Source organism: Rhodoferax sp. RT4P68 (assembly GCF_056521305.1).
Genome location: NZ_JBWMBB010000016.1, coordinates 96,809 through 120,341, shown reverse-complemented (window position 1 = coordinate 120,341; position 23,533 = coordinate 96,809). Strand labels below are relative to the sequence as shown.

General features: G+C 66.3%; 19 protein-coding genes. 8 read left to right on the top strand and 11 right to left on the bottom strand.

What is annotated here, in order from left to right:
- Positions 1-119 precede the first annotated feature (119 nt).
- Positions 120-1,100, top strand: a complete 981-nt coding sequence (fcl, locus tag AC099J_RS27445) for a GDP-L-fucose synthase (protein WP_479618476.1) — start codon at positions 120-122, stop codon at positions 1,098-1,100.
- Between the two features lie 34 nt (positions 1,101-1,134).
- The gene (gene gmd / locus AC099J_RS27440; protein WP_479618475.1) at positions 1,135-2,256 is read left to right on the top strand and encodes a GDP-mannose 4,6-dehydratase; all 1,122 of its coding nucleotides are present in this window, start codon (positions 1,135-1,137) and stop codon (positions 2,254-2,256) included.
- A gap of 63 nt (positions 2,257-2,319) precedes the next feature.
- Here gmd and AC099J_RS27435 read toward each other — a convergent pair whose 3' ends face one another.
- Genes AC099J_RS27435 through AC099J_RS27425 form a run of 3 tightly spaced genes read right to left on the bottom strand, consistent with a single transcriptional unit; the run spans position 2,320 to position 4,469 of the window.
- Entirely contained in the window at positions 2,320-3,369 is a 1,050-nt protein-coding gene (locus tag AC099J_RS27435) for a M48 family metalloprotease (RefSeq protein ID WP_479618474.1), read from the bottom strand.
- Positions 3,370-3,393: 24 nt separating this feature from the next.
- Positions 3,394-3,987 carry a LemA family protein gene (locus tag AC099J_RS27430; RefSeq protein WP_479618473.1) on the bottom strand — a complete coding sequence of 198 codons (594 nt, stop codon included), beginning with the start codon at positions 3,985-3,987 and terminating at the stop codon, positions 3,394-3,396.
- A complete protein-coding gene (locus AC099J_RS27425) occupies positions 3,984-4,469 on the bottom strand; it encodes a nucleoside deaminase (RefSeq protein ID WP_479618472.1) in 486 nt (161 codons plus the stop codon). Before AC099J_RS27425 ends, AC099J_RS27430 begins: the two co-directional genes overlap by 4 nt.
- A gap of 652 nt (positions 4,470-5,121) precedes the next feature.
- Here AC099J_RS27425 and AC099J_RS27420 point away from each other — a divergent pair.
- Positions 5,122-5,433: a hypothetical protein gene (locus tag AC099J_RS27420; RefSeq protein ID WP_479618471.1), complete on the top strand. Its 312-nt coding sequence runs from the start codon at positions 5,122-5,124 to the stop codon at positions 5,431-5,433.
- A 270-nt stretch (positions 5,434-5,703) separates the two neighbouring features.
- Here the strand turns inward: AC099J_RS27420 and AC099J_RS27415 are convergent, their stop codons facing one another.
- The 7 genes from AC099J_RS27415 to AC099J_RS27385 form a co-directional block, all read right to left on the bottom strand.
- The gene (locus AC099J_RS27415) at positions 5,704-6,060 is read right to left on the bottom strand and encodes a hypothetical protein (protein ID WP_479618470.1); all 357 of its coding nucleotides are present in this window, start codon (positions 6,058-6,060) and stop codon (positions 5,704-5,706) included.
- 116 nt (positions 6,061-6,176) lie between these two features.
- Positions 6,177-6,446: a GlsB/YeaQ/YmgE family stress response membrane protein gene (locus AC099J_RS27410; protein WP_479618469.1), complete on the bottom strand. Its 270-nt coding sequence runs from the start codon at positions 6,444-6,446 to the stop codon at positions 6,177-6,179.
- 556 nt (positions 6,447-7,002) lie between these two features.
- Positions 7,003-8,982: a sensor domain-containing protein gene (locus AC099J_RS27405; RefSeq protein ID WP_479618468.1), complete on the bottom strand. Its 1,980-nt coding sequence runs from the start codon at positions 8,980-8,982 to the stop codon at positions 7,003-7,005.
- An 852-nt stretch (positions 8,983-9,834) separates the two neighbouring features.
- On the bottom strand, positions 9,835-10,602 hold the full coding sequence (locus AC099J_RS27400) for an ABC transporter permease (protein ID WP_479618467.1): 768 nt from the start codon (positions 10,600-10,602) through the stop codon (positions 9,835-9,837).
- A 4-nt stretch (positions 10,603-10,606) separates the two neighbouring features.
- Positions 10,607-11,449, bottom strand: coding sequence for an ABC transporter ATP-binding protein (locus AC099J_RS27395; RefSeq protein ID WP_479618466.1), 843 nt, complete (start codon positions 11,447-11,449; stop codon positions 10,607-10,609).
- A 7-nt stretch (positions 11,450-11,456) separates the two neighbouring features.
- A complete protein-coding gene (locus AC099J_RS27390) occupies positions 11,457-12,485 on the bottom strand; it encodes an ABC transporter substrate-binding protein (protein WP_479618465.1) in 1,029 nt (342 codons plus the stop codon).
- A 149-nt stretch (positions 12,486-12,634) separates the two neighbouring features.
- The gene (locus tag AC099J_RS27385; protein WP_479618464.1) at positions 12,635-14,932 is read right to left on the bottom strand and encodes an NADP-dependent malic enzyme; all 2,298 of its coding nucleotides are present in this window, start codon (positions 14,930-14,932) and stop codon (positions 12,635-12,637) included.
- A gap of 149 nt (positions 14,933-15,081) precedes the next feature.
- Here AC099J_RS27385 and xdhC point away from each other — a divergent pair, with 149 nt between their 5' ends.
- Complete coding sequence (xdhC, locus tag AC099J_RS27380; RefSeq protein ID WP_479618534.1) at positions 15,082-16,023, top strand: xanthine dehydrogenase accessory protein XdhC; 942 nt, start codon at positions 15,082-15,084, stop codon at positions 16,021-16,023.
- Here xdhC and AC099J_RS27375 read toward each other — a convergent pair.
- Positions 15,992-16,933, bottom strand: a complete 942-nt coding sequence (locus AC099J_RS27375) for a class I SAM-dependent methyltransferase (RefSeq protein WP_479618463.1) — start codon at positions 16,931-16,933, stop codon at positions 15,992-15,994. The genes xdhC and AC099J_RS27375 overlap by 32 nt on opposite strands.
- A gap of 171 nt (positions 16,934-17,104) precedes the next feature.
- Between AC099J_RS27375 and xdhA the strand changes: the two genes are divergently transcribed.
- The 4 genes from xdhA to AC099J_RS27355 all read left to right on the top strand — a co-directional run bounded on the left by xdhA (position 17,105) and on the right by AC099J_RS27355 (position 23,529).
- Positions 17,105-18,733: a xanthine dehydrogenase small subunit gene (xdhA, locus tag AC099J_RS27370; protein ID WP_479618462.1), complete on the top strand. Its 1,629-nt coding sequence runs from the start codon at positions 17,105-17,107 to the stop codon at positions 18,731-18,733.
- 11 nt (positions 18,734-18,744) lie between these two features.
- Positions 18,745-21,186, top strand: coding sequence for a xanthine dehydrogenase molybdopterin binding subunit (gene xdhB / locus AC099J_RS27365; RefSeq protein WP_479618461.1), 2,442 nt, complete (start codon positions 18,745-18,747; stop codon positions 21,184-21,186).
- Positions 21,187-21,259: 73 nt separating this feature from the next.
- Positions 21,260-22,231: a LysR family transcriptional regulator gene (locus tag AC099J_RS27360; RefSeq protein ID WP_479618460.1), complete on the top strand. Its 972-nt coding sequence runs from the start codon at positions 21,260-21,262 to the stop codon at positions 22,229-22,231.
- Positions 22,228-23,529 carry an NCS2 family permease gene (locus AC099J_RS27355; protein ID WP_479618459.1) on the top strand — a complete coding sequence of 434 codons (1,302 nt, stop codon included), beginning with the start codon at positions 22,228-22,230 and terminating at the stop codon, positions 23,527-23,529. The genes AC099J_RS27360 and AC099J_RS27355 overlap by 4 nt, the downstream gene beginning before the upstream one ends.
- Positions 23,530-23,533 lie beyond the last annotated feature (4 nt).

Sequence of the window (23,533 nt, the reverse complement as noted above, 5' to 3'; positions counted from 1 at the left end):
GCGAAGCGCTTCAGTGCGACCGCGAGCACCCTGAGCACGTCGCCGCCGGCCTGCTTGCGGGTGGGTGGGTGACTTAAGGAACAATCCAACCTGAATTTGCAATTCCCATGGGCGAGCACATGAACAGCCAACAGAAGATCTACGTCGCGGGCCACCGCGGCATGGTGGGCGGCGCCATCCTGCGCCAGCTACGCGCGCGCGGCGTGCCGGCCGATCAGATCGTCACCCGCACGCATGCGGAGCTGGACTTGACGAACCAAGCCGCTGTGCAAGACTTTTTCGCGCAGAACCCGGGCATCGGCCAGGTGTATCTGGCGGCGGCCAAGGTCGGCGGCATCCACGCCAACAACACCTACCCGGCCGAGTTCATCTACCAGAACCTGATGCTGCAGGCCAACGTGGTCCACCAGGCGTTTGCGGCGGGCGTGAAGCGGCTGCTGTTCCTCGGCTCCAGCTGCATCTACCCGCGCATGGCGCCGCAGCCCATGGCCGAAGATGCGCTGTTGACGGGCACGCTTGAGCCGACGAACGAGCCCTATGCCATCGCCAAGATCGCCGGCATCAAGCTGTGCGAGAGCTACAACCGCCAATACGGCGCCAGCCACGGCATCGACTACCGCAGCGTGATGCCCACCAACCTGTATGGCCCGGGCGACAACTACCACCCGCAAAACAGCCATGTGCTGCCGGCCTTGATCCGCCGCTTCCATGAGGCGCGCGAGGCCGGCGCGCCGCAGGTGGTGATGTGGGGCACGGGCACACCCAAGCGCGAGTTTCTGTACGTGGACGACATGGCCGCCGCCAGCATCCACGTGATGGACCTGGCGCACGATGTCTACGCCGCCCACACCAAGCCCATGCTCAGCCACATCAACGTGGGCACGGGCGAGGACCTGTCGATCCGCGAACTGGCCGGCCTGGTGGCCGAGGTGGTGGGCTACCAGGGCGAGATCGCCTGCGACGCCACCAAGCCCGATGGTGCGCCGCGCAAGCTGATGGACGTGACCCGCCTGCGTGACCTGGGCTGGCAGGCCAGCGTGCCGCTGCGCGATGGCATTGCCAAGGCGTACCAGGATTTCCTGCAGCAGCAGCCGGCCTGACCCCAGACCCCTTTTTTTCTCTCCAGATCCAAATATGTCCAAACGCGCACTCATTACCGGCATCACCGGCCAGGACGGCTCCTACCTTGCAGAGCTGCTGCTCGACAAGGGCTACGAAGTGCACGGCATCAAGCGCCGCGCCTCGTCCTTCAACACCGAGCGCATCGACCACCTCTACCAGGACCCGCACGTCGACAACCGCAAGCTGCACCTGCACTACGGCGACCTGACGGACACCAGCAACCTCACGCGCATCGTGCAAGAGGTGCAGCCCGATGAGGTCTACAACCTGGGCGCGCAGAGCCATGTGGCGGTGAGCTTCGAGGCACCTGAATACACCGCCGATGTGGACGCCATCGGCACGCTGCGCCTGCTCGAATCGATCCGCCTGTTGGGCATGGAGAAGAAGACGCGCTTCTACCAGGCCAGCACCTCCGAGCTGTATGGCCTGGTGCAAGAGATTCCGCAGAAAGAGAGCACCCCGTTCTACCCGCGCAGCCCGTATGGCGTGGCCAAGCTCTATGCCTACTGGATCACCAAGAACTACCGCGAGAGCTACGGCATGTACGCCTGCAACGGCGTTTTGTTCAACCACGAGAGCCCGCGCCGCGGCGAGACCTTCGTCACCCGCAAGATCACGCGCGGCCTGGCGAACATCGGGCAGGGTCTGGACAAGTGCCTGTACATGGGCAACATGGACGCGCTGCGCGACTGGGGCCACGCCAAGGACTATGTGCGCATGCAGTGGATGATGCTGCAGCAGCAGGAGGCCAAGGATTACGTGATCGCCACCGGCGTGCAGTACAGCGTGCGCGAGTTCATCTCCAAGGCCGCCGCGCAGCTGGGCGTGACGCTGAAGTTCGAAGGCAAGGGTGTGGACGAGAAGGGCATCGTTTCGGCCGTGCGGGGCGACAAGGCCCCGGCTGTGAAGGTGGGCGATGTGCTGGTGCAGGTCGACCCGCGTTACTTCCGCCCGTCGGAAGTCGAAACCTTGCTGGGCGACCCGGCGCTGGCCAAGGCGGACCTGGGCTGGGTGCCGCAGATCACGCTGGATGAGATGGTGCAAGAGATGGTCGCCGCCGATCTCGAAGTGGCCCGCCGCCATGCTTTGCTGAAGACGCATGGGTATGCCGTGCCGATGAGCATGGAGAGCTGAGCGGGCGCGGCGACGGCGGCACCTCGGCGCCTCGCCTTGCCACCGAGCCCAGCCGCGCCCCCACTACACCAGCGTGAACGGCCCCTCGACCACCGGCGCGGCGCGGGCCACAGCCGGCTCTGCATCGACTTCAACCGGCGCCAACGCGAGCGGCGGCATCGGCCTGCCGTAGATGCGCCGCACGCGCTCGGTCAGTGGCGGGTGTGCGTCGAACCAGCCGGCGCCCGGCCCACCGTCGCTGACCAGCAGCAGGTGGTGCAGGGCAGGGTGCAACGGGTGTGCGGGCAAATGCAGCGCGCTCGCCTGGCGTTGCTCGGTCATCACCTTGCGCAGCACGCCACCCAGGCCGTCACGGCTGCGCGTCCACTGCACGGTGCGGGCGTCGGCCAGGTATTCGCGCTGGCGCGACACAGCGCCCTGCAGCACGCGCCCGGCCAGCCAGCCGAACGATCCCATGACGCGCACCGGCCAGCCCGCCAGCCCCGCCAGGCCACCGCGCTCGCACAGCGTGGTGCCGAAGTGGTGCACCAGCTCCAGCCCGTAGACCATGCCGCTGAGCTGCATGTTCAGGCGCGTGTCGCCCTCGTGGATGTGGCTGCACTCGTGTGCCACCATGCCCTGCAGCTCATCGCGCGTGAGGCATTCGAGCGCGCCCTCGGTCACGGCGACGACGGCGTCCTGCTCGCTCCAGCCGGTGGCGAAGGCGTTGATGCCCGGCTCGCGCGTGACGACCATGGCGCGCGGCGGCAGCATGTGGGCGGCGATGCTGATCTCGGCCACGATGTTGCACAGCCGCTGTTCGGCGTGCGATTGCGCGGGCCGCGCCTCGCGTGCACCAGCGCGCCGGGCCAGGCGCTCGGCGGCGCCGGGCGCGTCGCGGTCGGAGACCTCGATCCACCAGCCGCCCAGCACCAGCAGCAGCGTGACGCCCACGTTCACGCTGAAGAAGAACGCCGGGAAGGCCAGGCCGCCCAGCACCCATGACAGTGCCTGCCATGCCAATGCCAAGGCCGCGTGCACGCCGGCCACGGTGGCCAGTACAGCCAGCGCGAAGCCGGCCAGCAGCTGCAGCGTCTGGCGGCGGGCTTCGTCCTGGTGCTCGAAGAAGCGCACGGCCGTCGGACCCGTGGCGACGCCCTAGAACTGCACCTTGGGCGCGCTGCGTTCGTCAGCCGACTGCGTGGACTGCAGCATGGCCGCCGGCGCGAAGCCGCCCAGCCGCGCCACCAGCAGATCGGGGAAGCGGGTGGCCGCGTCGTTGAAGTGCAGCACCTGGTCGTTGTAGGCCTGCCGCGCAAAGCCGATGCGGTTTTCGGTGCTGGTCAGCTCTTCGCTGAGCGATTGCATGGTCGCGTCGGCCTTGAGCGCGGGGTAGTCCTCGGCCACGGCCAGCAGCCGGCCCAGGCTGCCTCCCAGCGCCTGCTCGGCCGCGCCCCATGCGCCGATGGCGGCGGCGCTGGCCGGCTGCAGCCGCGCGGCAGCGGCAGCGCCCTGGGCCGCGCCACGGGCCTGCGTGACGGCCTGCAGCGTGCCGGCCTCGTGCGCCAGATAGCGTTTGGCCACCTCGACCAGGTTGGGCACCAGATCGTGCCGGCGTTTGAGCTGCACGTCGATCTGTGCAAAGGCATTGGCGATGCGGTTGCGTGCCTGCACCAGACGGTTGTAGGCGGCGATGGCCCAGACCAGCGCGATGGCGACGACGGCAAGCAGCACCCAGGTGGCGGTGCTCATCGTGCGCTCCAGAAACCCTGGTGCGTGGCCACCAGTTCATCGGCCACGGCGGCCACGGGGCCGATCACCTCGACCGCCCGTTGACCGCGCGCGAAGACCTCGCGGCAGGGCAGCGAGAGCGTGGGGTTCTCGGGGTGGCTGCCGGTCAGCGCCAGCAACGCCGTTTCACCAGCGCCATAGACCACACGGCCGATCTGCGCCCAGTAGATGGTGCCGGCGCACATGGCGCAGGGCTCGAAGGTGGTCACCAGCGTGCACTGCGCGAGATAGGCGCCCGGGTAGTTGTGCGCTGCCGTGCGGGCGAGGGTGGACTCGGCGTGGTTCACGGTGTCGATGTTGCCCTGCTCGGCCAGCACGGTCTCGCCATCGGGTGCCAGCAGCAGAGCGCCGAACGGGTGGCGCCCCATGGCCATGGCGCGACGCGCGACCACGTCGGCGCGGCGCAGGTGGCGGGTGAGTTGGTCGGGAGTGAGGTCGGTCATGGGTCCAGTCACTGTGAGGCAAACGGTCGTCGTTCGGTTGCGACTCATGTTGTGTCGCTGTCCAACGCCGAGGGCGGAAGTGTGTTGCGAACATGCGGTGTTTGGCAATCAACGACTGGCGAAGGCAACTGCGGCCAGCGCGCGGTTCTTAGCCCCATGCGATTCACGTTCGCTTTGCAGTCGGGAGGGGCGCTCTCTCTGGGGGCCGCGCTCACTGGTGTCCGCCCGGCCTGGGGTGCCCGCCGTGGCCGCCCGGTGGACGCGTCCCTCGCCTAGGGGCTCGGGCAGCCTGCGGTGCTCGGCCTGCGGGCGCATTGCACAACTCGCACCGTTCACTGCGTTCACTCACCTCGAACAAGTGCAATGAGTCAGTCATTGAGGCGTGCTGCGCCGCCGCCCGCAGTCCTGCGCTCCTCGGCGCGGCCACAGGTTGGCCACGGCGGGCACCCCAGGCCGGGCTACGTGGCGGGCGGCTGGAGCGCTGTCTGGACTTGCGATGACGCCTTGTGATCCGGAGAACGCGTGCGGACGGCTTCGTGGGTGCGGGCCATGCAATGCAGTCGGCGGGACCCACGCTGATCGGCGTCTGCGCGTCCGACATTCAGGCCAGCGCTCAACGACTAGTCTGCAGCATCACTTCCAGGAGCCACGCATGTCCAGCAACATTCAGCTCGATCCTAACGGCGAGCGTGCCGAGGCCACCGAAGCGATGGAGTCGACACCGATCAGCGGCAAGGATCACGCGTACCAGGCTGACGGAGATCACCGCCCGCGCCATGGGGCAACGGCGGTCCCAGGCGGCCCGTCCGATTGCTGCGGCCAAGGCGTTACAAAGGTAGGCACCGCGCCCAAGGTTGGCGTCGAGACCGAACGCCGCATCGGCGAAGGCATTCCCGGTGCGGGCCGGTCGCCCGAAGTCAACTCGATGCCAGACGCGCCGAGTGAACGCGTGCCGCGCGTCTGACCGCTTTTGCGGCCTTCGGATCGGCGTCGACGCCTTGTGATGGCCTCGTTCCGGCGTCGGACTTGAATGCCCACCAAGCTTAGTGCCGCCGTCATCCACGGGCTCCGCAAGCCTACGTCTCGCAGCGCTTCACTTGTCGAAGCGATTCTGATGCCGTTGTGCGCCGCGAGCGATTGATTGGCCGCCTGGTCGCCAAGTAGACCAAGGGATTCTGCTTGCCCGGTGGCTAGGCGAGCTTCTCTGCATGGTGTTTGTCTAGCCGCTGCAAGGTCACAGGCCGGGCACGATGAGCCTGGTAGAGACCGATTCCTCTGGAGCAGCCGTCTGTCTGGGCGCGTTGCCCGGACGTGCTGCAGATGCGCCCGCCCAGCGGCGCAGCCCGTCGCGGCCCGATGCCGCCCGTAGCAGCAGGGCCCCTGCCACCATGGCATGAAGCACTGCACTGAGCCGGTTGGGGGACCGCAGCGCGCAAAACGCGAAAGCTCCAGCACCCAGCAGCGTGACAGTGTGCTCCCGTGGAGCGCTGTCTCGCGCGTCGTCGTAATCGATGAGCTCGCGCACCTGCTGACGCAAGCCGCGGGAGCCACCGTGGGTTGAGGGCGTCGAGTTGTCAAATGATGGGGTCATGTAGATCTCCGGATAAAGCGCCACCCTGCATTGGATTGGGAACACCGTTGACGCACCGGTGTAGTCGCATCGAGCACCAGGCGCATCGATGCCCTGTCCGCACCGTCGTGGTTGTTTTACCGTGCTCTGCCGCGGCGAACCAGATTCACAATGGCCAGCAGGATCGCAGCGCCAACAAATGAGACCAGCAGTGAGGGCAGGCTGAAATTGTCCTGGTTGATCGTGCTGACGCCTACCAGCGGCGAAATGAACCAACCTGCGAGGATGGCTCCCACGATGCCAACGACAACATTCAGGAAGATCCCTTGTTGCCCGTCGGTTTTCATGATCATGCTGGCGATCCAGCCAATCAGCCCACCCACCACCAACCAAATAATCAGGTTCATTTCCATCTCCTCCGGGCATGCCGAAATTGGCTAATGCACTCTACTGTGGGAACTGCTCACTGAATGACTTAACCGGCGCTGGTCACTGACAGCCAAGTTCCTTCTTCCGAATCGGTCTGCGCCTACTTCGAAGTCGAATTGCCTTACACAGCCAGACAACGCTACGCGCTGCTGGCGATGTTCACATCACCATTGCCCAGCGCTGATGCGAGCGCCCGCCGGGACACCGTCTTGGCACGTTCCGCACGCTTCATCGGCCGCTCGGGCACTCTCGCACCTGAGCCCCCTAGGCCGGAGGCTTGCGGGTGTGGGGACTGACCGCCAGTCCGGCCAAGCGGTTATCGACGACTGAACAAGACAACGCATGGCCGCATGGGCAGACCTCGCTGGCGCGGACGAAACTGCATCATGTGGAGATCCATGCGGATGGAGCCCGCCAGCCCTCGACCCATGCCGCTACGTTTTCGGCCGGCATTGGTTTTGCGATTGCGTAGCCTTGGGCAAGTTCACAACCGAGTACGAGAAGTTCCTGACCGAGACTGTCGGTTTCAACTCCTTAGGCAATAACGCGTCGGTTGAATGCTTTGGCAAGGCCAATGATCCCCTTGACGATGGACAGATTGTCTGGGTCGACCAGCATGTCCCGAATAAAGCTCTGGTCAATCTTCAGGGTGGATACGGGAAATCGTTTAAGGTAAGTCAGGGAAGAGTAGCCTGTACCGAAATCATCTAAAGAGAATTCCACTCCAAGGTTCTGGCATTCATGCATGATGTGCTGCACCGAAGCAACGTCGTCAAAAGCACTTGTTTCGAGGATTTCGAGCTCCACGTGGACTGGTGGAACAGCCGGACATCGCAGTAGCGCCGCAGCGAGATGAGCCGAGAATCCTTTGTCCTTGAACTGCCGAGCTGAAACGTTGATGCTCACGGGTAGCGCAAACCCGCGAGTGTGCCAAATGTTCGCTTGCTGCAACGCAGTGTCAATGACCCACGCGCCCAGCAATTCATTCAATGGATGCTTTTCGATGACCGGCAGAAATGCGCCCGGATACACGAGCCCGCGCTGAGGATCCTGCCAGCGGACTAGGGCCTCCAAACCCACAACTTGCTTGGTTCGCATGTTGACCTTGGGCTGATAGTGCAAGACGAACTCGTTGCGTTCCAGCGCCAGCGCGATGCGAGACTGTTGAACGCTCTGATGCTTGACTTCCGCATCCTGTGCGGCGTCGAACAAGTGATACGTGCCTTTGCCCGTTCGCTTCGCCTCATACATCGCGTGATCGGCATGGCGTATCAACTGCTCGGCATCGACCAAGTCGCCTGGGAACAAGGTGACACCGATGCTGGCGGAAACGTTCAGCACGTGACCGCCTGCGTCGAGAGGCTGCGAACAAGCTTTCAATAGCCGGTGTACCAGCTGGATACCGTCTTCGGCACAATTCAGGTCGGTCAGCACCACAACGAATTCATCGCCCCCCATCCGGGCCACCGTGTCTCCCTCGCGAAGGGCCGTACGCATCTGTCGCGATAATGTGACGAGTAATTGGTCACCGATGGCGTGCCCAAAATTGTCGTTGACGACCTTGAATCCGTCGATGTCCATGTACAACACCGCGATCATCTGCTGATGGCGCTTGCAGTTCGCCATGGCCTGTTGCAGCCGGTCAGAGAGCAATAGACGGTTGGGCAAGTGCGTCAGGGCGTCAAAGTGAGCCACATAGTCCAGCCGTTCCTGCTGAAGCTTAAAAGCCGTGACGTCAGAGAAAAGCGCTACGTAATTGCACACGACTCCCCGTTCGTCGAAAATTTTGCTGAGCCTCATCAACACAGCATAAGCAGTCCCGTCCTTTCGCCGGCTCCACAGCTCGCCCCTCCACTCGCCGCTCCGCAGGACCGTCCGACGTATGCATTTGAAATAGCTGGGACCTTGTCTGCCGGAGCGAAGACGTTGCGGGTCCATGCCCAGGGATTCGTTTCTTGAGTAACCGGTGATTTGAGTGAATGCTGGATTCACGTCCGCTATGAGACCTCTCTGATCCAGAATCAGAATGCCTTCTCCTGTCGCCATGAATACACTGGCGGTGAGCCGAAGGTGAGCCTCTGTCGCCTTTTGTGCTGTGATGTCACGCGCAATTTTGGAGGCGCCAATGATGGCTCCGTTGCGATCGCGAATAGGTGAAATCGTCACCGAGACGACTATACGCTTGCCGTTTTTGTGCACCCGCTCTGTTTGGAAATGATCAACCTTGATCCCCAGCAAGATCTGCTGAAGGATGTAGGATTCCTCATTTAGGCGGTCTGGAGGGAATATGGCCAGTATGGGCTTGCCCACCATCTCATCTTCTGTGTACCCAAAGATTGATTCCGCTCCGACGTTCCAGCTGGTGACAAGTCCGTCCAACGTCTTGCTGATGATCGCATCATCCGAGCTCTGCACGATCGCGTGAAAATGTTCCAGCGTATGGGCCAGAACATATTCGACTGCACGATCGCTTCCTGAGCTCGTCATGTGTGCTCGTGGAAAATCTTCGACCATATTAAACTCCCATGCACATTCGGGTTAGTAGAAGTATTTCCTGAGACCGGCGGGCAGCGGCTATGCCATCGCGTTGCGCATTCACAGCGCTGTCTGCATCACAGTAGGTGCAGCTTCTTCGGCTGGTCTGCGATGGCCTGCGCGTCATCGCCGATCAATGCCCTGAGCACACCCGGGTCGGCGGGCGGCGCTGCGGCCGCCGAATCGCGACCGGCCGCCATACCGGGGAGGGCGCTTGCTTCAGCCTGCGGCGGCGGCGGCGGTGCGGTTGCGGGGGTCAGACACCGCATCAGCAGGCACGTGCCCTCTTCTCACTGCGGTACCCATCCTCGGTGTCCTGCAGGCGGGCATCCTCCTCGGCGTTCAGATCGATACGCACGCCCACGCGCAAGCTCGCCGCAGGCGAACTCATCGACGCCGGCGATGCCGCTGACGGCCTTTCGAAGTAGGGCGCCGCAGTTCTGGGACCAGTATTCATGAGAAGTTGCACGAGTGCCGACCGGGCAGCCCGACCCCTTACCGTAGGGTCTGTGAGGCGCCAGGGACATACGTATGCGCACCTATCGCTGATCTCACCACAGCCATTCGGCGCGCCAACGAGGTCGATGATCGACACGACAACGTTAGGCATCGCCACGGGTCCTCCGCCTGTGCGCGCTTGGCCTTCTCCTTGCGCTGCTGCGCTATCGGCGTGTCCGAAATTGCTTGACCACGACAGTCATGCTTGTTTGTCCTCGTTTGGGAAAGTCCGTATCGAGGTGTCCATCGAAATGGGACCATGACAGCAGCACATACGACACAACGGGCGCACAAGGCCACGTCCCCGCCAGAAGACCTCTAGAGGCCTGCCCCTCACGCCCCCTGCGACCCCCGGTGCGCCCAACCGGTGGTGTGCTTCTCGATGAAGCTGAACAGCTCATACATCACCATCGCCATCGCGCCCACCACCAGCAGCCCGGCGAACGCCAGACCCATCTGCATGGCCGAGCCGGCGGAGATCAGCAGGTAGCCGATGCCTTCGTTCGCGGCCGTCATCTCGGACACCGTGGTGCCGACGAAGGCCAGCGTGATGGCGACCTTCAGCGAGCCGTAGAAGTACGGCATGGAGCGCGGCAGGCCGACTTTGACCAGCACATCCCAGCGCTTGGCGCCGAGCACGCGCAGCACGTCTTCCAGCTCGGGCTCCAGCGTGGCCAGGCCGGTGGCGATGTTGACCATGATGGGAAAGAACGAGATCAAGAACGCCGTGAGAATCGCCGGCCCCACGCCGATGCCGAACCACACGACGAGGATGGGCACGAAGGCCGCCTTGGGCAGAGCGTTGAAGGCCGTCATCAGCGGGTAGACCGCCGCATACGCCAGGCGCGACGAGCCGATGACGAAGCCCAGCAGCACGCCCACCACGATGGCCAGACCGAAGCCGGCCATCGTCACCCAGTAGGTGCGCCAGGCGTGGCCGGCGATGATGCCTTTGAACTCCCAGAACTGCTCCCAGATGCGCAGCGGGCTGGGGAAGATGAACTCGGACACCTGAAATGCCGAGCAGATGATCTGCCACAGCACGATCACCACGGTCAGCAGCAACCAGGGGGACCAGGCTTCGACGACTTTCTTGTTCATGGGATCAGACAGGCATGGTGGTGTCGGCGGGCTTGGCGGCACCGCTGCGGATGGCGCCAATGTGGCTGCGCAGCTCGAGCACGATGTCGGTGAACTCCTTGGTGTAGGTGAGCTCCAGCTCGCGCGGGCGGGGCAGTTCGATGTCGCGCTTGACGACGAAGCGGCCGGGGCTCTTGCTCATCACGTAGACCGTGTCGGCCAGGAACACCGATTCCCGCAGGTCGTGCGTCACGAGGATCACGTTGAAGCGCTGCTCGGTCCACAAGTCGCGCAGGATGCACCACAGCTCTTCACGCGTGAACGCGTCCAGTGCGCCGAAGGGCTCGTCCAGCAGCAGCATCTTGGGCTCGTGGATCAGCGCGCGGCAGATGCTGGCGCGCTGCTGCATGCCGCCCGAAAGCTGCCAGGGAAATTTGTCTTCGTAGCCGCCCAGGCCCACCTTCTGCAGCAGGCGGCGGGCGCGCTCCACATACTCCTTACGCTTCGCTTTGAAGGTGGAACGGTAGGGCTCCACGATCTCCAGCGGCAGCAGCACGTTGTCGACCGTGGTGCGCCAGGGCAGCAGCGACGGCGCCTGGAACGCCATGCCCGAGATTTTCAAAGGGCCAGTCACAGGCGCGCCGTCGATCAGGATCTTGCCCATCGACGGCATCTTCAGCCCGGTGGTGAGCTTCATGAACGTCGACTTGCCGCAGCCCGAGGGGCCGACGATGGCGATGAACTCGCCCTGCTTGACCTTCAGGTCGATGGCCTCAACGGCGAAGTGGTTCTCGCGCAGCAGCTCTTCGTTGTAGGCCAGCCAGACGTCGCGGAAGTCGACGAAGTCGGGGGTCTCGGGCGTGCTCATCAACCGCTTACTTCTTCGGCAGGATGTTCAGCTCGGCCGCCGTCGGCAGGAACGAGCCGTTCCAGATCACGTCGGGGTTGACGCGCGTCTTGGTGTTGAACGCGTCGGAGACTTGCGAGGCCATCAGCGTCAGGCGCGGGCCGTTGATCTGGCCGAAGCCTTCGGCGCGGGCGTTGGGGCTGTTGATGACGGTGTCGATGGCCATCTGCAGGCGGCGCGTTTCCATGGCCACGTTGATGATGCCGTCACGCGCCTTCACGTCGGCGATGGCGGCTGTGGGGTTGGCGATCACGTCTTTGGCGCCCTTGGCGAAGGCCTGCAGGAAGGCTTTGATCGCGGCCGGGTTCTCTTTGACCATCTTGGGCGAGGCGATGACGACGTTGCCGTACAGCTTCACGCCAAACTGCGGGTAGGGCAGCACGACGATGTCTTCGATCTTGGCGCCGCGTGCTTCCAGGTTCAGAAGGGATGTGAAGGTGAAGCCGGTGATGGCGTCGATGTCGCCGCGCACCAGCATGGTCTCGCGCAGCGGCGGGTCCATGGCCGTCCACTGCACGTTGCTGACGTTGTTGGCCTTGGCGAAGATGGGGAAGGCGCGGCGGCCGGCATCGAACACCGGGGCGCCGAGCTTCTTGCCCGACAGGTCGGCGGGGGTCTTGATGCCGCTCTTCTTGAGCGCCATGACCGAGGCCGGCGTGTCGTTGTAGACCATCATCACGGCGATGGGCTTGTTCGGCGCATCGGGGTTGTTGGCGTGGAATTCCATCAGCGCGGCCAGGTCGGCAAAGCCCATGTCGTAGGCGCCAGAGGCCACGCGCGTGACCGTGCCACCCGAGCCGTTGCCGGCGTCGATGCTCACGTCCAGTTTGGCGTCCTTGAAGTAGCCCTTGGCGGCCGGCGTGAGGAACAGCGCGGCCGGGCCTTCGAAGCGCCAGTCGAGCTGGAACTTGATGGGCGTGGTCTGCGCATGGGCCTGCAACCCCAGGCCCAGGGCGGACGCAGCAAGAAACGTTTGGATCAGTTGGCGCTTGTTCATCGGAGTCTGCTCGGTGAAAAGGTAGATAAATGTTTCAAGCAATCACCGTGCCGGCACGGCAATGGTGCTTGCAAGCACCTTGAAAGTGCAAAAGCCCCGCCGCATGCACTGCGACGGGGCCATTTTTGCCGAGAGCGGGGCGCGCGCCCTTATTTGGTGATGTTGGCGTCGGCCACGGCCAGAGCCGTCATGTTGACCACGCGGCGCACGGTGGCCGAGGGGGTCAGGACGTGGGCGGGCTTGGCGGCGCCCAGCAGGATGGGGCCGACGGTGACGCCGTTGGCGCCGGTCATCTTGAGCACGTTGAACAGGATGTTGGCGGCGTCCAGATTCGGGCAGATCAAGAGGTTGGCCTCACCGGTGAGCGTGCTGTCGGGCAGCACGCTGCGGCGCACTTCATCGGAGAGCGCGGCGTCGCCGTTCATCTCGCCGTCGCATTCGACATCGGGCGCCAGCTGGGAAAACAGCTCGCGCGCCTGGCGCATCTTGCGGGCCGAGCCGCGCTCGGACGTGCCGAAGTTCGAGTGCGACAGGAAGGCCACCTTGGGCGGAAGGCCGAAGCGGCGCACTTCTTCGGCAGCCATCACGGCGATCTGCGCCAACTGCTCGGCCGTGGGGTCTTCATGCACATTGGTGTCCGCCACGAACAGGGTGTACTTGTCCAGCGTGAGCGCGTTCAGCGTGGCAAAGCCGGGGCCGCTTTTTTGCGTGCCGAGCAGCTGGCCCAGGATCTTCAGGTGGCTGTCGAACCGGCCGACCAGGCCGCACAGCATGGCGTCTGCGTCGCCCAGGTGCAGCATCAGCGAGGCGATGGTGGTGTTGGAGCGGCGCACCATGGCCTTGGAGGCCTCGGGCGTGATGCCGCGCCGGCCCATCAGCGTGTGGTAGGCCTCCCAATACTGGCGGAAGCGGGGGTCGTTCTCAGGGTCGACGATCTCCACGTCGCGCGCCAGGTTCAGGTGCAGGCCGGCCTTCTTGACGCGCGCCGCAATGACATCGGGGCGGCCGATCAGGATGGGCTCGGCCATGCCTTCGTCCACCGCCAGCTGGGCAGCACGCAGCGCGCGGTCGTCTTCACCTTCGGCGTAGGCCACGCGCTTCTTGGTGGCCAGCTTGGCGGCCGTGAACACCGGGCGCATGAACATGCCGGTGTGGTAGACGAAGCGGCCCAGGTGCTGGGTGTAGGTCTCCATGTCTTCGATCGGCCGGGTGGCCACGCCCGAGGCCGCCGCCGCCCTGGCCACGGCCGGGGCGATGCGCAGGATCAGCCGCGAATCGAACGGCGTGGGGATGATGTAGTCCGGGCCGAACGACAGCTCTTTGCCGGCGTAGGCGGTGGCCACTTCTTCGCTGATGTCGGCCTTGGCGAGGTCGGCGATCTCGCGCACGCAGGCCAGCTTCATCTCTTCGGTGATCTTGGTCGCGCCGCAGTCGAGCGCGCCGCGGAAGATGTAGGGGAAGCACAGGACGTTGTTGACCTGGTTCGGATAGTCCGAGCGGCCGGTGGCGATGATGCAATCGGGCCGCACTTCCTTGGCCAGCTCGGGGCGGATCTCGGGCTCGGGGTTGGCCAGCGCCAGGATGATGGGCTTGTCGGCCATGGTCTTGACCATGTCCTGCGTCAGCACGCCGGCCGCCGAGCAGCCCAGGAACACGTCCGCGTTGTTCACCGCGTCGGCCAACGTGCGGGCCGAGGTGTCCTGCGCGTACTTTTCCTTCGACACGTCATAGCCGCCGGGGCGGCCTTGGTAGATCACGCCCTTGGAGTCGCAGGCGTAGATGTTCTTGCGCTGCACACCCAGGCCGACCATCACGTCCAGGCAGGCAATGGCGGCGGCGCCGGCACCGGAGACCGCCACCTTCACGTCCTCGATCTTCTTGCCCACCAGTTCCAGCCCGTTCAGCAGCGCGGCCGACGAGATGATGGCCGTGCCGTGCTGGTCGTCGTGGAACACCGGAATGTTCATGCGCTCGCGCAGCTTCTGTTCGATGTAGAAGCACTCGGGCGCCTTGATGTCTTCAAGGTTGACGCCGCCCAGCGTGGGCTCCATCGCGGCAATGATGTCGACCAGCTTGTCCGGGTCGTTCTCGGCCAGTTCGATGTCGAACACGTCGATGCCGGCGAACTTCTTGAACAGGCAGCCTTTGCCTTCCATGACGGGCTTGGAGGCCAGCGGGCCGATGTTGCCCAGGCCCAGCACCGCCGTGCCGTTGGTGATCACGCCGACGAGGTTGCCGCGCGAGGTGTATTCCGCTGCCAGCGAGGGGTCGCGCTCGATGTCCAGGCAAGGGTAGGCGACGCCCGGCGAGTAGGCCAGCGACAGGTCGCGCTGGTTCATCAGCGGCTTGGTGGGCGTGACGGAAATCTTGCCCTTGGTGGGCGTGCAGTGGTACTCACGCGCGGCTTCGCGCAGGGCCTGCTCGGCAGGGGAGAGTTCTTTGCTCAATTGTGACTCCTCGAATGAAAAAGGCGGTGCAGAGCCTACTCCAAGCAGGCACGCGATCGCGCCTGTCTGCATAGGGAATTACCAGTTGTCCGTATACGCGGCGCGGGATGTGCGGGGTGATGCTGGCATGCAGAATGCCGCGCATGACGATGCAGCCCGCGCTCGACGAATGCCTGGCCCGCCTGGCGCTGCAGGACGGCGTGCTGGTGCGCGTGGCGGCCACCCAGGGCTCGGCCCCACGCGAGGCCGGCACGTGGATGGCGGTGTGGCGGGCCGCCTTGACAGGGACCATCGGCGGCGGGCAGTTGGAATACCAGGCGATCGCCGCAGCCCGCGCGCTGCTGGCGGGCGATGGGCAGCGTGGCGACGAGTGTGCAGATGCGGTTGCAGATGCAGATGCAGGTGCAGGTGCGGTTACGGGCGGGGGCGCGCGCGCGGTGCCTGGTGCCAGCGATGTGCCGGCCGACGGCGCCACGCTGCGCTACCCGCTGGGCCCCAGCCTGGGGCAGTGCTGCGGGGGCGTGATGTTCCTCACCTACCGCCGCATTCGCGCAGCCGACGCACCCGCCCTGCGCGCGGAGCTGACGGCGCAGCTGGCGCCGGTGGCGCTGTTCGGTGGCGGCCATGTGGGCGCGGCCATCGTGCGGCTGTTGGCGGCGCTGCCGTACGCCGTGCGCTGGATCGACAGCCGCGACGGTGTGTTCCCCCCCGCCGTGCCGGCCCAGGTGCAGACCGAACACAGCGAGCCGGTGCACGGCGCCGTGGCCGCGCTGCCGTCGGGCTCGCGCGTGTTGATCATGAGCTTCAGCCATGCCGAGGACCTGGACATCGTCATCGCCTGCCTGCAGCGCCTGCGTGCCAGGGGCGACCTGCCCTATGTGGGCTTGATCGGCAGCAAGACGAAGTGGGCCACCTTCCGCCACCGGCTGCAGGCGCGCGGGTTCGGCGACGACGAGCTGGCGCGCATCACCTGCCCGATCGGCGTGCCCGGCATCGCGGGCAAGGAGCCCGAGGTGATCGCCGTGGCCGTGGCGGCGCAGCTGCTACAGGTGGCTCCGCCTACGCCGGCAAGCGGTACGCCAGCACCTTGAGGCTGCGCTGTTCGTCGACGTCGGCGAACACCGGCGGGTTGGCCACGCGCTCGACGAACTGCAGCTGCGGCGCCTGCTCGGCCATGTGCTGCTGCAGGAAGTCCACGCCCAGCTCGGGCGCGTTCAGGCACACCAGCGCATGGCCGCCCGGCATCAGCAGCTCGGGCAGGCGGCGCATCACGCGCGCGTAGTCCTTGGTGGCGACGAAGCTGCCCTTCTGGTAGCTGGGCGGGTCGACGACGATCAGCTCGTAGGCGCCGCCGCGGTTGATCTTGCCCCAGCTGCTGAACACATCGTGTGCCGCAAAGCTGGCCCCGGCCGCCACGCCGTTGAGCTGGTGGTTCTGCTGGCCCGTGGCCAGGGCCGGGCGGCTCATGTCCATGTTGAGCACCTGGCCGGCGCCGGCCAACCGCGCCACGACCGAGAACGCACAGGTGTAGGCAAACAGGTTCAGCACGCGGATGCGCGCCGGCTCGGTCTGCGTGGCCTGTGCCGTGACCGTGCGGCGCACCCATTCGCGCCCCGGCGCCATGTCGGGGAAAAAGCCGTGGTTCTGCCCGCGCAGCACATGCACCAGGTAGCGCGCACCGGCCTCGGTGACGATGTGCGGCTGCGGTACCTCACCCGCCATGACCCGCGTCTCGGCCTGGCCGCCGGGCAGGCGCAACTGCAGCACCCAACTCAGCGGCTGGTTGGGCGCGAGCTGCAGCCAGCGCTGGCGCAACGCGTCGTCGATGGCGGCGATGCTGGTGTCGTTGATCGCCGCGAAGCTGGTGAGCAGCAGCACGGGCGGGAAGGCGTCGAGCACCAGGTGTTCACAGCCAGCGTGCAGACCACCCCGACCGTGGAAGATGCGCTGCACATCGGTGGCCTGTGGCATGCGCGCGATGGCGTCGAGAAGGGCTTGCATGGCGGGATTGTCACAGGGGATCTGGTCGAGCCTTGCCCGCCCCGTGTCCCACATACCGCCCCGCCCATACCCCTTATGCCCAATCCCATATGCCATGCGGCCCGCCATCCCGGACCATCGCGCATCGGCCCGGATGGCGGGCCCCAACGACCACGAACGTGGCCCACGCGCATGAACACCACCACCCGCACGGGCGATGCCCAGCCGATCCGCTTCTACCACCAGGGCCGCGTGGTCGACGTGGGCGACGTGGCGTCCACGCGCTCGGTGCTGGACTGGCTGCGCGAGGATGCGCGCTGCACCGGCACCAAAGAGGGCTGCAACGAGGGGGACTGCGGCGCCTGCACCGTGGTGCTGGGCGAGCTGGACGCACAGGCCCCTGGCGGCATGAAGCTGCAAACGGTGAACGCGTGCATCCAGTTCGTGCCCACGCTGCACGGCAAGGCGCTGTTCACGGTGGAAGACCTGAAGCCGCAATGCCCCGGCGCCCGTGGCACGAAGGACGACGCGCTGCACCCGGTGCAGCAGGCGCTGGTGGACTGCCATGGCTCGCAGTGCGGCTTTTGCACGCCGGGCTTCGTGATGTCGCTGTGGTCCACCTACGAGGCGCACCAGGACCAGGGCACGCGGCCCACGCGCCAGCAGCTCGCCGATGATCTGTCGGGCAACCTGTGCCGCTGCACCGGCTACCGGCCGATCCTGGACGCCGGGCAGCGCATGTTCGACCTGCCTGCAGTGCGGCTGGACCTGGCGCCGGTCGTGCAGGCGCTCAAGGGCCTGCAGCGCGATGAGACGTTCACCTATGCGGCGCCGAACGGTTCGCCAGCCGAGCGCTTCATGGCGCCCACCACGCTGCCCGAACTCGCCGCGCTGCGCGAGGCGTACCCGCAGGCGCGGTTGCTGGCCGGCTCCACCGACATTGGCCTGTGGGTCAACAAGCAGTTCCGCGCGCTGGGCGACATCCTGTATCTGGGCGACGTGGCAGAGCTCAAGCGCATCGGAGTGCGCGGGCAGAGCGACAGTGAGGCGACCGGCGTCAGGTTCCAGCGGGGCGACGCGCGCGAGCCAAGCGAGGGCCACGCAGAGGGCGCCGAGCTCTACATCGGTGCCGGCGCCTCGCTCGAAGACGCCTGGCGCGCCTTGGCGCAGCGGGTGCCCACGCTCACCGACGTGTGGCTGCGCTTTGCGTCACCCCCCATTCGCCATGCCGGCACCATGGGCGGCAACGTGGCCAACGGCTCGCCGATCGGCGATGCGCCGCCTGTGCTGATGGCGCTGGACACGGTCATCGAGTTGCGCCGTGGCGCCCACACACGCCGCATGCCGCTGGAGGATTTCTACCTCGGCTACATGCATAGCGCGCTGCAGGAAGGCGAGTTCGTGCAGGGCCTGGCCGTGCCGTTGGCCGCCATGCGCCGCCAGGTGCGCGCCTACAAGATCAGCAAGCGTTTCGACTGCGACATCTCGGCGCTGTGCGCCGGCCTGACCATCGCGCTGGACGGCGGCACCGTGCACAGCGTGCGCCTGGCCTACGGCGGCATGGCCGCCACCGTGCGCCGCGCGCGACAGGCCGAGGCGGCGCTGCTGGGCCAGCCCTGGACGCAGGCCAGCGTGCGTGCCGCGCAGGCCGCGTTGGCGCAGGACTTCAAGCCGCTGTCGGACATGCGTGCGTCTGCCGCTTACCGCCTGCAGGTGGCGCAAAACCTGCTGCAGCGCTTCTGGCTGGAGACGCGGGCCGAAGACGCCTTACCCGCTGCGGCGACCAGCGTGTGGAGCGTGATGCCGCACGCGACCGCTTGAGGAACACAGACATGAACAAGCCCCTGGACCCTGAGTTGCTGCAGCCCACGCCAGCCTTTGCCGACTACCGGCACAACAGCGCCGCGCGCATCGACGCAACGGCGGAGGCGCGTGCACACGAGGGCGGTGCCCGCGTGGGCATCAGCCGGCCACACGAATCGGCGCACCTGCATGTGGCCGGCGAGGCGCCCTACATCGATGACCTGCCGGAGTTGGCGGGCACGCTGCACTGCGCGCTGGGGCTGTCGCCGGTGGCGCACGGCCGGCTGACGGCGCTGTCGCTGGATGCGATCCGCGCCATGCCCGGCGTGGTGGACGTGCTGACCGCCGCCGACATTCCAGGCCCGAACGACTGCGGATCGATCGTCCACGACGACCCCATCCTGTGCGACGGCGAGGTGCGCTACCTGGGCCAGCCGTTGTTCGCCGTGGTCGCCCGCACGCGTGACGCCGCGCGCCGCGCCGCTGCCTGTGCCAGGCAAGCCGCGACCATCGAGGCGCTGCCCCCGGTGCTGACGCCACGCGACGCGCATGCGCGCGGCCAGTACGTACTGCCGCCCATGCACCTGGCGCGCAGCGCCAGCGCCGGTGTGCATGGCGAACCCGCCCAAGCAAGTGTGCGTGCCGCCATTGCAGCCGCGCCGCACCGCCTCAAGGGCAGCTTCGACGTGGGGGGCCAGGAGCAGTTCTACCTGGAAGGGCAGATCAGCTACGCCATCCCCAAGGAGGGCGGCGCCATGCATGTGCACTGCTCGACCCAGCACCCCAGCGAGATGCAGCACCTGGTGGCGCACGCGCTGAAGCTGCACGCCAACGAGGTGCAGGTCGAGTGCCGGCGCATGGGCGGCGGCTTCGGCGGCAAGGAGTCGCAATCGGGCTTGTTCGCCTGCGTGGCTGCCGTGGCCGCGCGCAAGCTGCGCCGCCCGGTGAAGCTGCGGCTGGACCGCGACGACGACTTCATGGTGACCGGCCGGCGCCACTGCTTTTGGTACGAGTACGCCGTGGGCTTCGACGACGCAGGCCGCGTGTTGGGCGCCGAGATCAACATGGTCTCGCGGGCCGGGCATTCGGCCGACCTGTCGGGGCCGGTGATGACGCGCGCGCTGTGCCACTTCGACAACGCCTACTGGCTGCCCGAGGTGGCCATGCACGGCTATTCGGGCAAGACGAACACGCAGAGCAACACGGCGTTTCGCGGCTTCGGCGGGCCGCAAGGCGCGATCGCCATCGAGAACATCCTGGACAGCGTGGCGCGCCAGCTGGGCCGCGACCCGCTGGACGTGCGGCGCATCAACTTCTACGGCAAGGCCGAGCGCAACACCACGCCCTACGGCCAGACCGTGACGGACAACATCGTGCACGAGCTGGTCGCGCAGCTGGAGGCCAGCAGCGACTACCGTGCGCGGCGCGAAGCGGTGGCGGCATTCAACGCGACGAGCCCGGTGCTCAAGCGCGGCATCGCGTTGGCGCCGCTGAAGTTCGGCATCAGCTTCAACGTGAAGCATTTCAACCAGGCGGGCGCGCTGGTCCACGTCTACAACGACGGCTCCATCCTCGTGAACCACGGCGGCACCGAGATGGGCCAGGGGCTGAACACCAAGGTGGCGCAGGTGGTGGCGCATGAACTGGGCGTGCGCTTCGACTGCGTGCGCGTGACGGCGACCGACACGACCAAGGTGGCCAACACCTCGGCCACAGCCGCGTCTACCGGCGCGGATTTGAACGGCAAGGCCGCGCAGGATGCGGCGCGCCAGATACGCGAGCGGCTGGCCGCCTGTGCCGCCGCGCGCCACGGCGGCAGCGCCGACGAGGTGCGCTTTGCCAACGACAAGGTCGAGGTCAATGGCCGCACGCTGCCCTTCAGCGTGGTGGTGGCCGAGGCGTATCTGGACCGCGTGCAGCTGTGGTCCGACGGCTTCTACGCCACGCCGGGCCTCAGCTGGGACAAGGAGACGCTGCAGGGCCGGCCGTTCTTCTACTACGCATATGGGGCGGCCGTGAGCGAGGTCGTCGTCGACACGCTGACCGGCGAGTTCAAGCTGCTGCGCGCCGACATCCTGCACGACGCCGGCAAGTCGCTGAACCCTGCCGTGGACATCGGCCAGGTGGAGGGCGCCTTCATCCAGGGAATGGGCTGGCTGACGACTGAAGAGCTCGTCTGGCATCCACAGACCGGCAAGCTGACCACGCACGCGCCCAGCACCTACAAGATCCCGACGGCGAACGACTGCCCGCCGGTGCTGAACGTGCAGCTGTTCGAGGGGCCGAACTTCGAAGACTCGATCCACCGCAGCAAGGCCGTGGGCGAGCCGCCGCTGCTGCTGCCGTTCTCGGTGTTCTTCGCGATCCGCGATGCCGTCTCGGCCGCAGGCGGCCACTGCGTCGACCCGCCGCTGCAGGCGCCGGCGACCAGCGAGTCCATCCTGCGCGCGCTCACGGCCGTGCAGGTGTGAGTCGATGGTGCCCGTGTCTTCCGTGGTATCAACGCCCGCACCGGCCACCTCGCGCCGGCACAAGGGCCCCACCATGAGAGACCAGGCGCTGTTCGACAAGATCGATCTCCACCTCATCCGCGTGCTGCACACCGTGCTGACCGATCGCAGCGTCTCGCGCGCCGCCATCCGCCTGGGCATGTACCAGCCTGCGGTCTCTGCCGCGCTGAAGCGCCTGCGCGAACTGGCAGGCGACCCGCTGCTGGTGCGCTCGGGCGCGCAGATGGTGCCGACCGAGGCGGGGCTGCGCATGGTCGAGCCGGCCGCCAGCATCCTGCGCGCGGCCGAGATGCTGTTCAGCGACGCGCGCAGCTTCGCGCCGCAGACCGCCACGCACACCTTTCGCATCGCGGCCAGCGACTATCTGGACCCGGTCTTCCTGCCCCGCCTGGTCGCGCAGGTGAAAAGCCAGGCGCCGCTCGCGCACATCGAGATCCATCCGCTGTCGCCCGATTCGGATTACCGCGCGCACCTGGCGCAGGGCGAGGTCGACCTGGTCATCGGCAACTGGCTGCAGCCGCCGGACGATCTGCACATGGCGCGCCTGTTCGGCGACGACGTGGTCTCGCTGGTCAGCCGGGAACACCCGGCTGCGCGCCGCGGCTGGGACCTGGACAGCTGGCTGGCCGCCGAGCACATCGCGCCCATGCCCACGCACCCCGGCGCGCGCGGCATCATCGACCAGATGCTGGACGGCCTGGGCCACCAGCGCAACATCACGGCGCGTTGCGCGCACTTCGGGCTGATCCCCGACATCGTGGCCGCCAGCCTGCTGGTGCTGACCACCGGCCGCCAGTACTGCGAGCGCGCGGCAATGCGGTTGCCGCTGGCCATCCTGCCGTGCCCGGTGGCGCTACCGCGGCTCATGTACTACCAACTCTGGCACGAGCGCACGCACGGGTCGAGCGCGGCGCGCTGGCTGCGCGCCCTGGCCAAGGATGTCGCGGCCTCGCTGCGCAGCCCGCAGAACGACAGCAATTCAACAACGATGGAGACAGACCCATGAACTGGACAGAACGCGTGTTCAAGCTGCAGGAACACGGCACCACGGTGCGCACCGAGCTGGTGGCAGGGCTCACCACCTTCCTCACGATGGCCTACATCATCTTCGTGAACCCCTCGATCCTGGGGGACGCGGGCATGCCGAAGGACGCGGTGTTCGTGGCCACCTGTTTGATCGCGGCGCTGGGCACGACCATCATGGGCCTGTACGCCAACTACCCGATCGCGCTGGCGCCCGGCATGGGGCTGAACGCGTACTTCTCGTACGTGGTGGTACTGCAGATGGGCTTCACCTGGCAGGCCGCGCTGGGCGCGGTGTTCGTCTCGGGCTGCCTGTTTCTGCTCGTGACGCTGTTCGGTCTGCGCGGGCTCATCATCCGCGGCATTCCGCTGTCGCTGCGCTATGCGATCACGGTGGGCATCGGGCTGTTCCTGGCGCTCATTGCGCTCAAGAGTGCCGGCATCGTCGCCGGCTCCGAGGCCACCTTCGTCACGCTGGGCGACCTGCACAAGCCACAGGTGGTGCTGGCGGTGCTGGGCTTCGTGGCGATCGCGGTGCTCGACAAGCTCAAGGTGCCGGGCGCCATCCTGATCGGCATCGTGGGCGTGACGGTCGGCTCGTTCTTCTTCGCCGGCAACGAGTTCCGCGGCATCTTCTCGGCGCCGCCGTCCATCGCGCCGACCTTCCTGCAGCTGGACATCAAGGCCGCGCTGACCGGCGGCATCCTGAATGTGGTGCTGGTGTTCTTCCTGGTCGAGCTGTTCGACGCCACCGGTACGCTGATGGGCGTGGCCAAGCGCGCCGGCCTCCTGGTGCCAGGCAAGATGGACCGGCTCAACAAGTCGCTGCTGGCCGACAGCGGCGCCATCTTCGCTGGCGCGCTGCTGGGCACGTCCAGCACCACGGCCTATGTCGAGAGCGCAGCCGGCGTGCAGGCCGGGGGCCGCACCGGCCTCACGGCGCTGACGGTGGCCGTGCTGTTCCTGGCCTGCCTGTTCATCGCACCGCTGGCCGGTGTAGTGCCCGCGTATGCGACGGCGCCGGCGCTGTTCTTCGTGGCATGTTTGATGCTGCGCGAGCTGACGGAGCTGGATTGGGACGACACGACCGAGGTCATTCCGGCGGCGGTGACGGCGCTCGCCATGCCTTTCACGTACTCGATTGCCAACGGCCTGGCCTTCGGCTTCATCACCTATGCTGCACTGAAGCTGTTTACCGGCCGTGCACGCGAGGTGCACTGGATGGTCTGGGTCATCGGCGGCGTGTTTCTGTTCAAGTTCATCTACATCGGAGGCCACTGAGCCC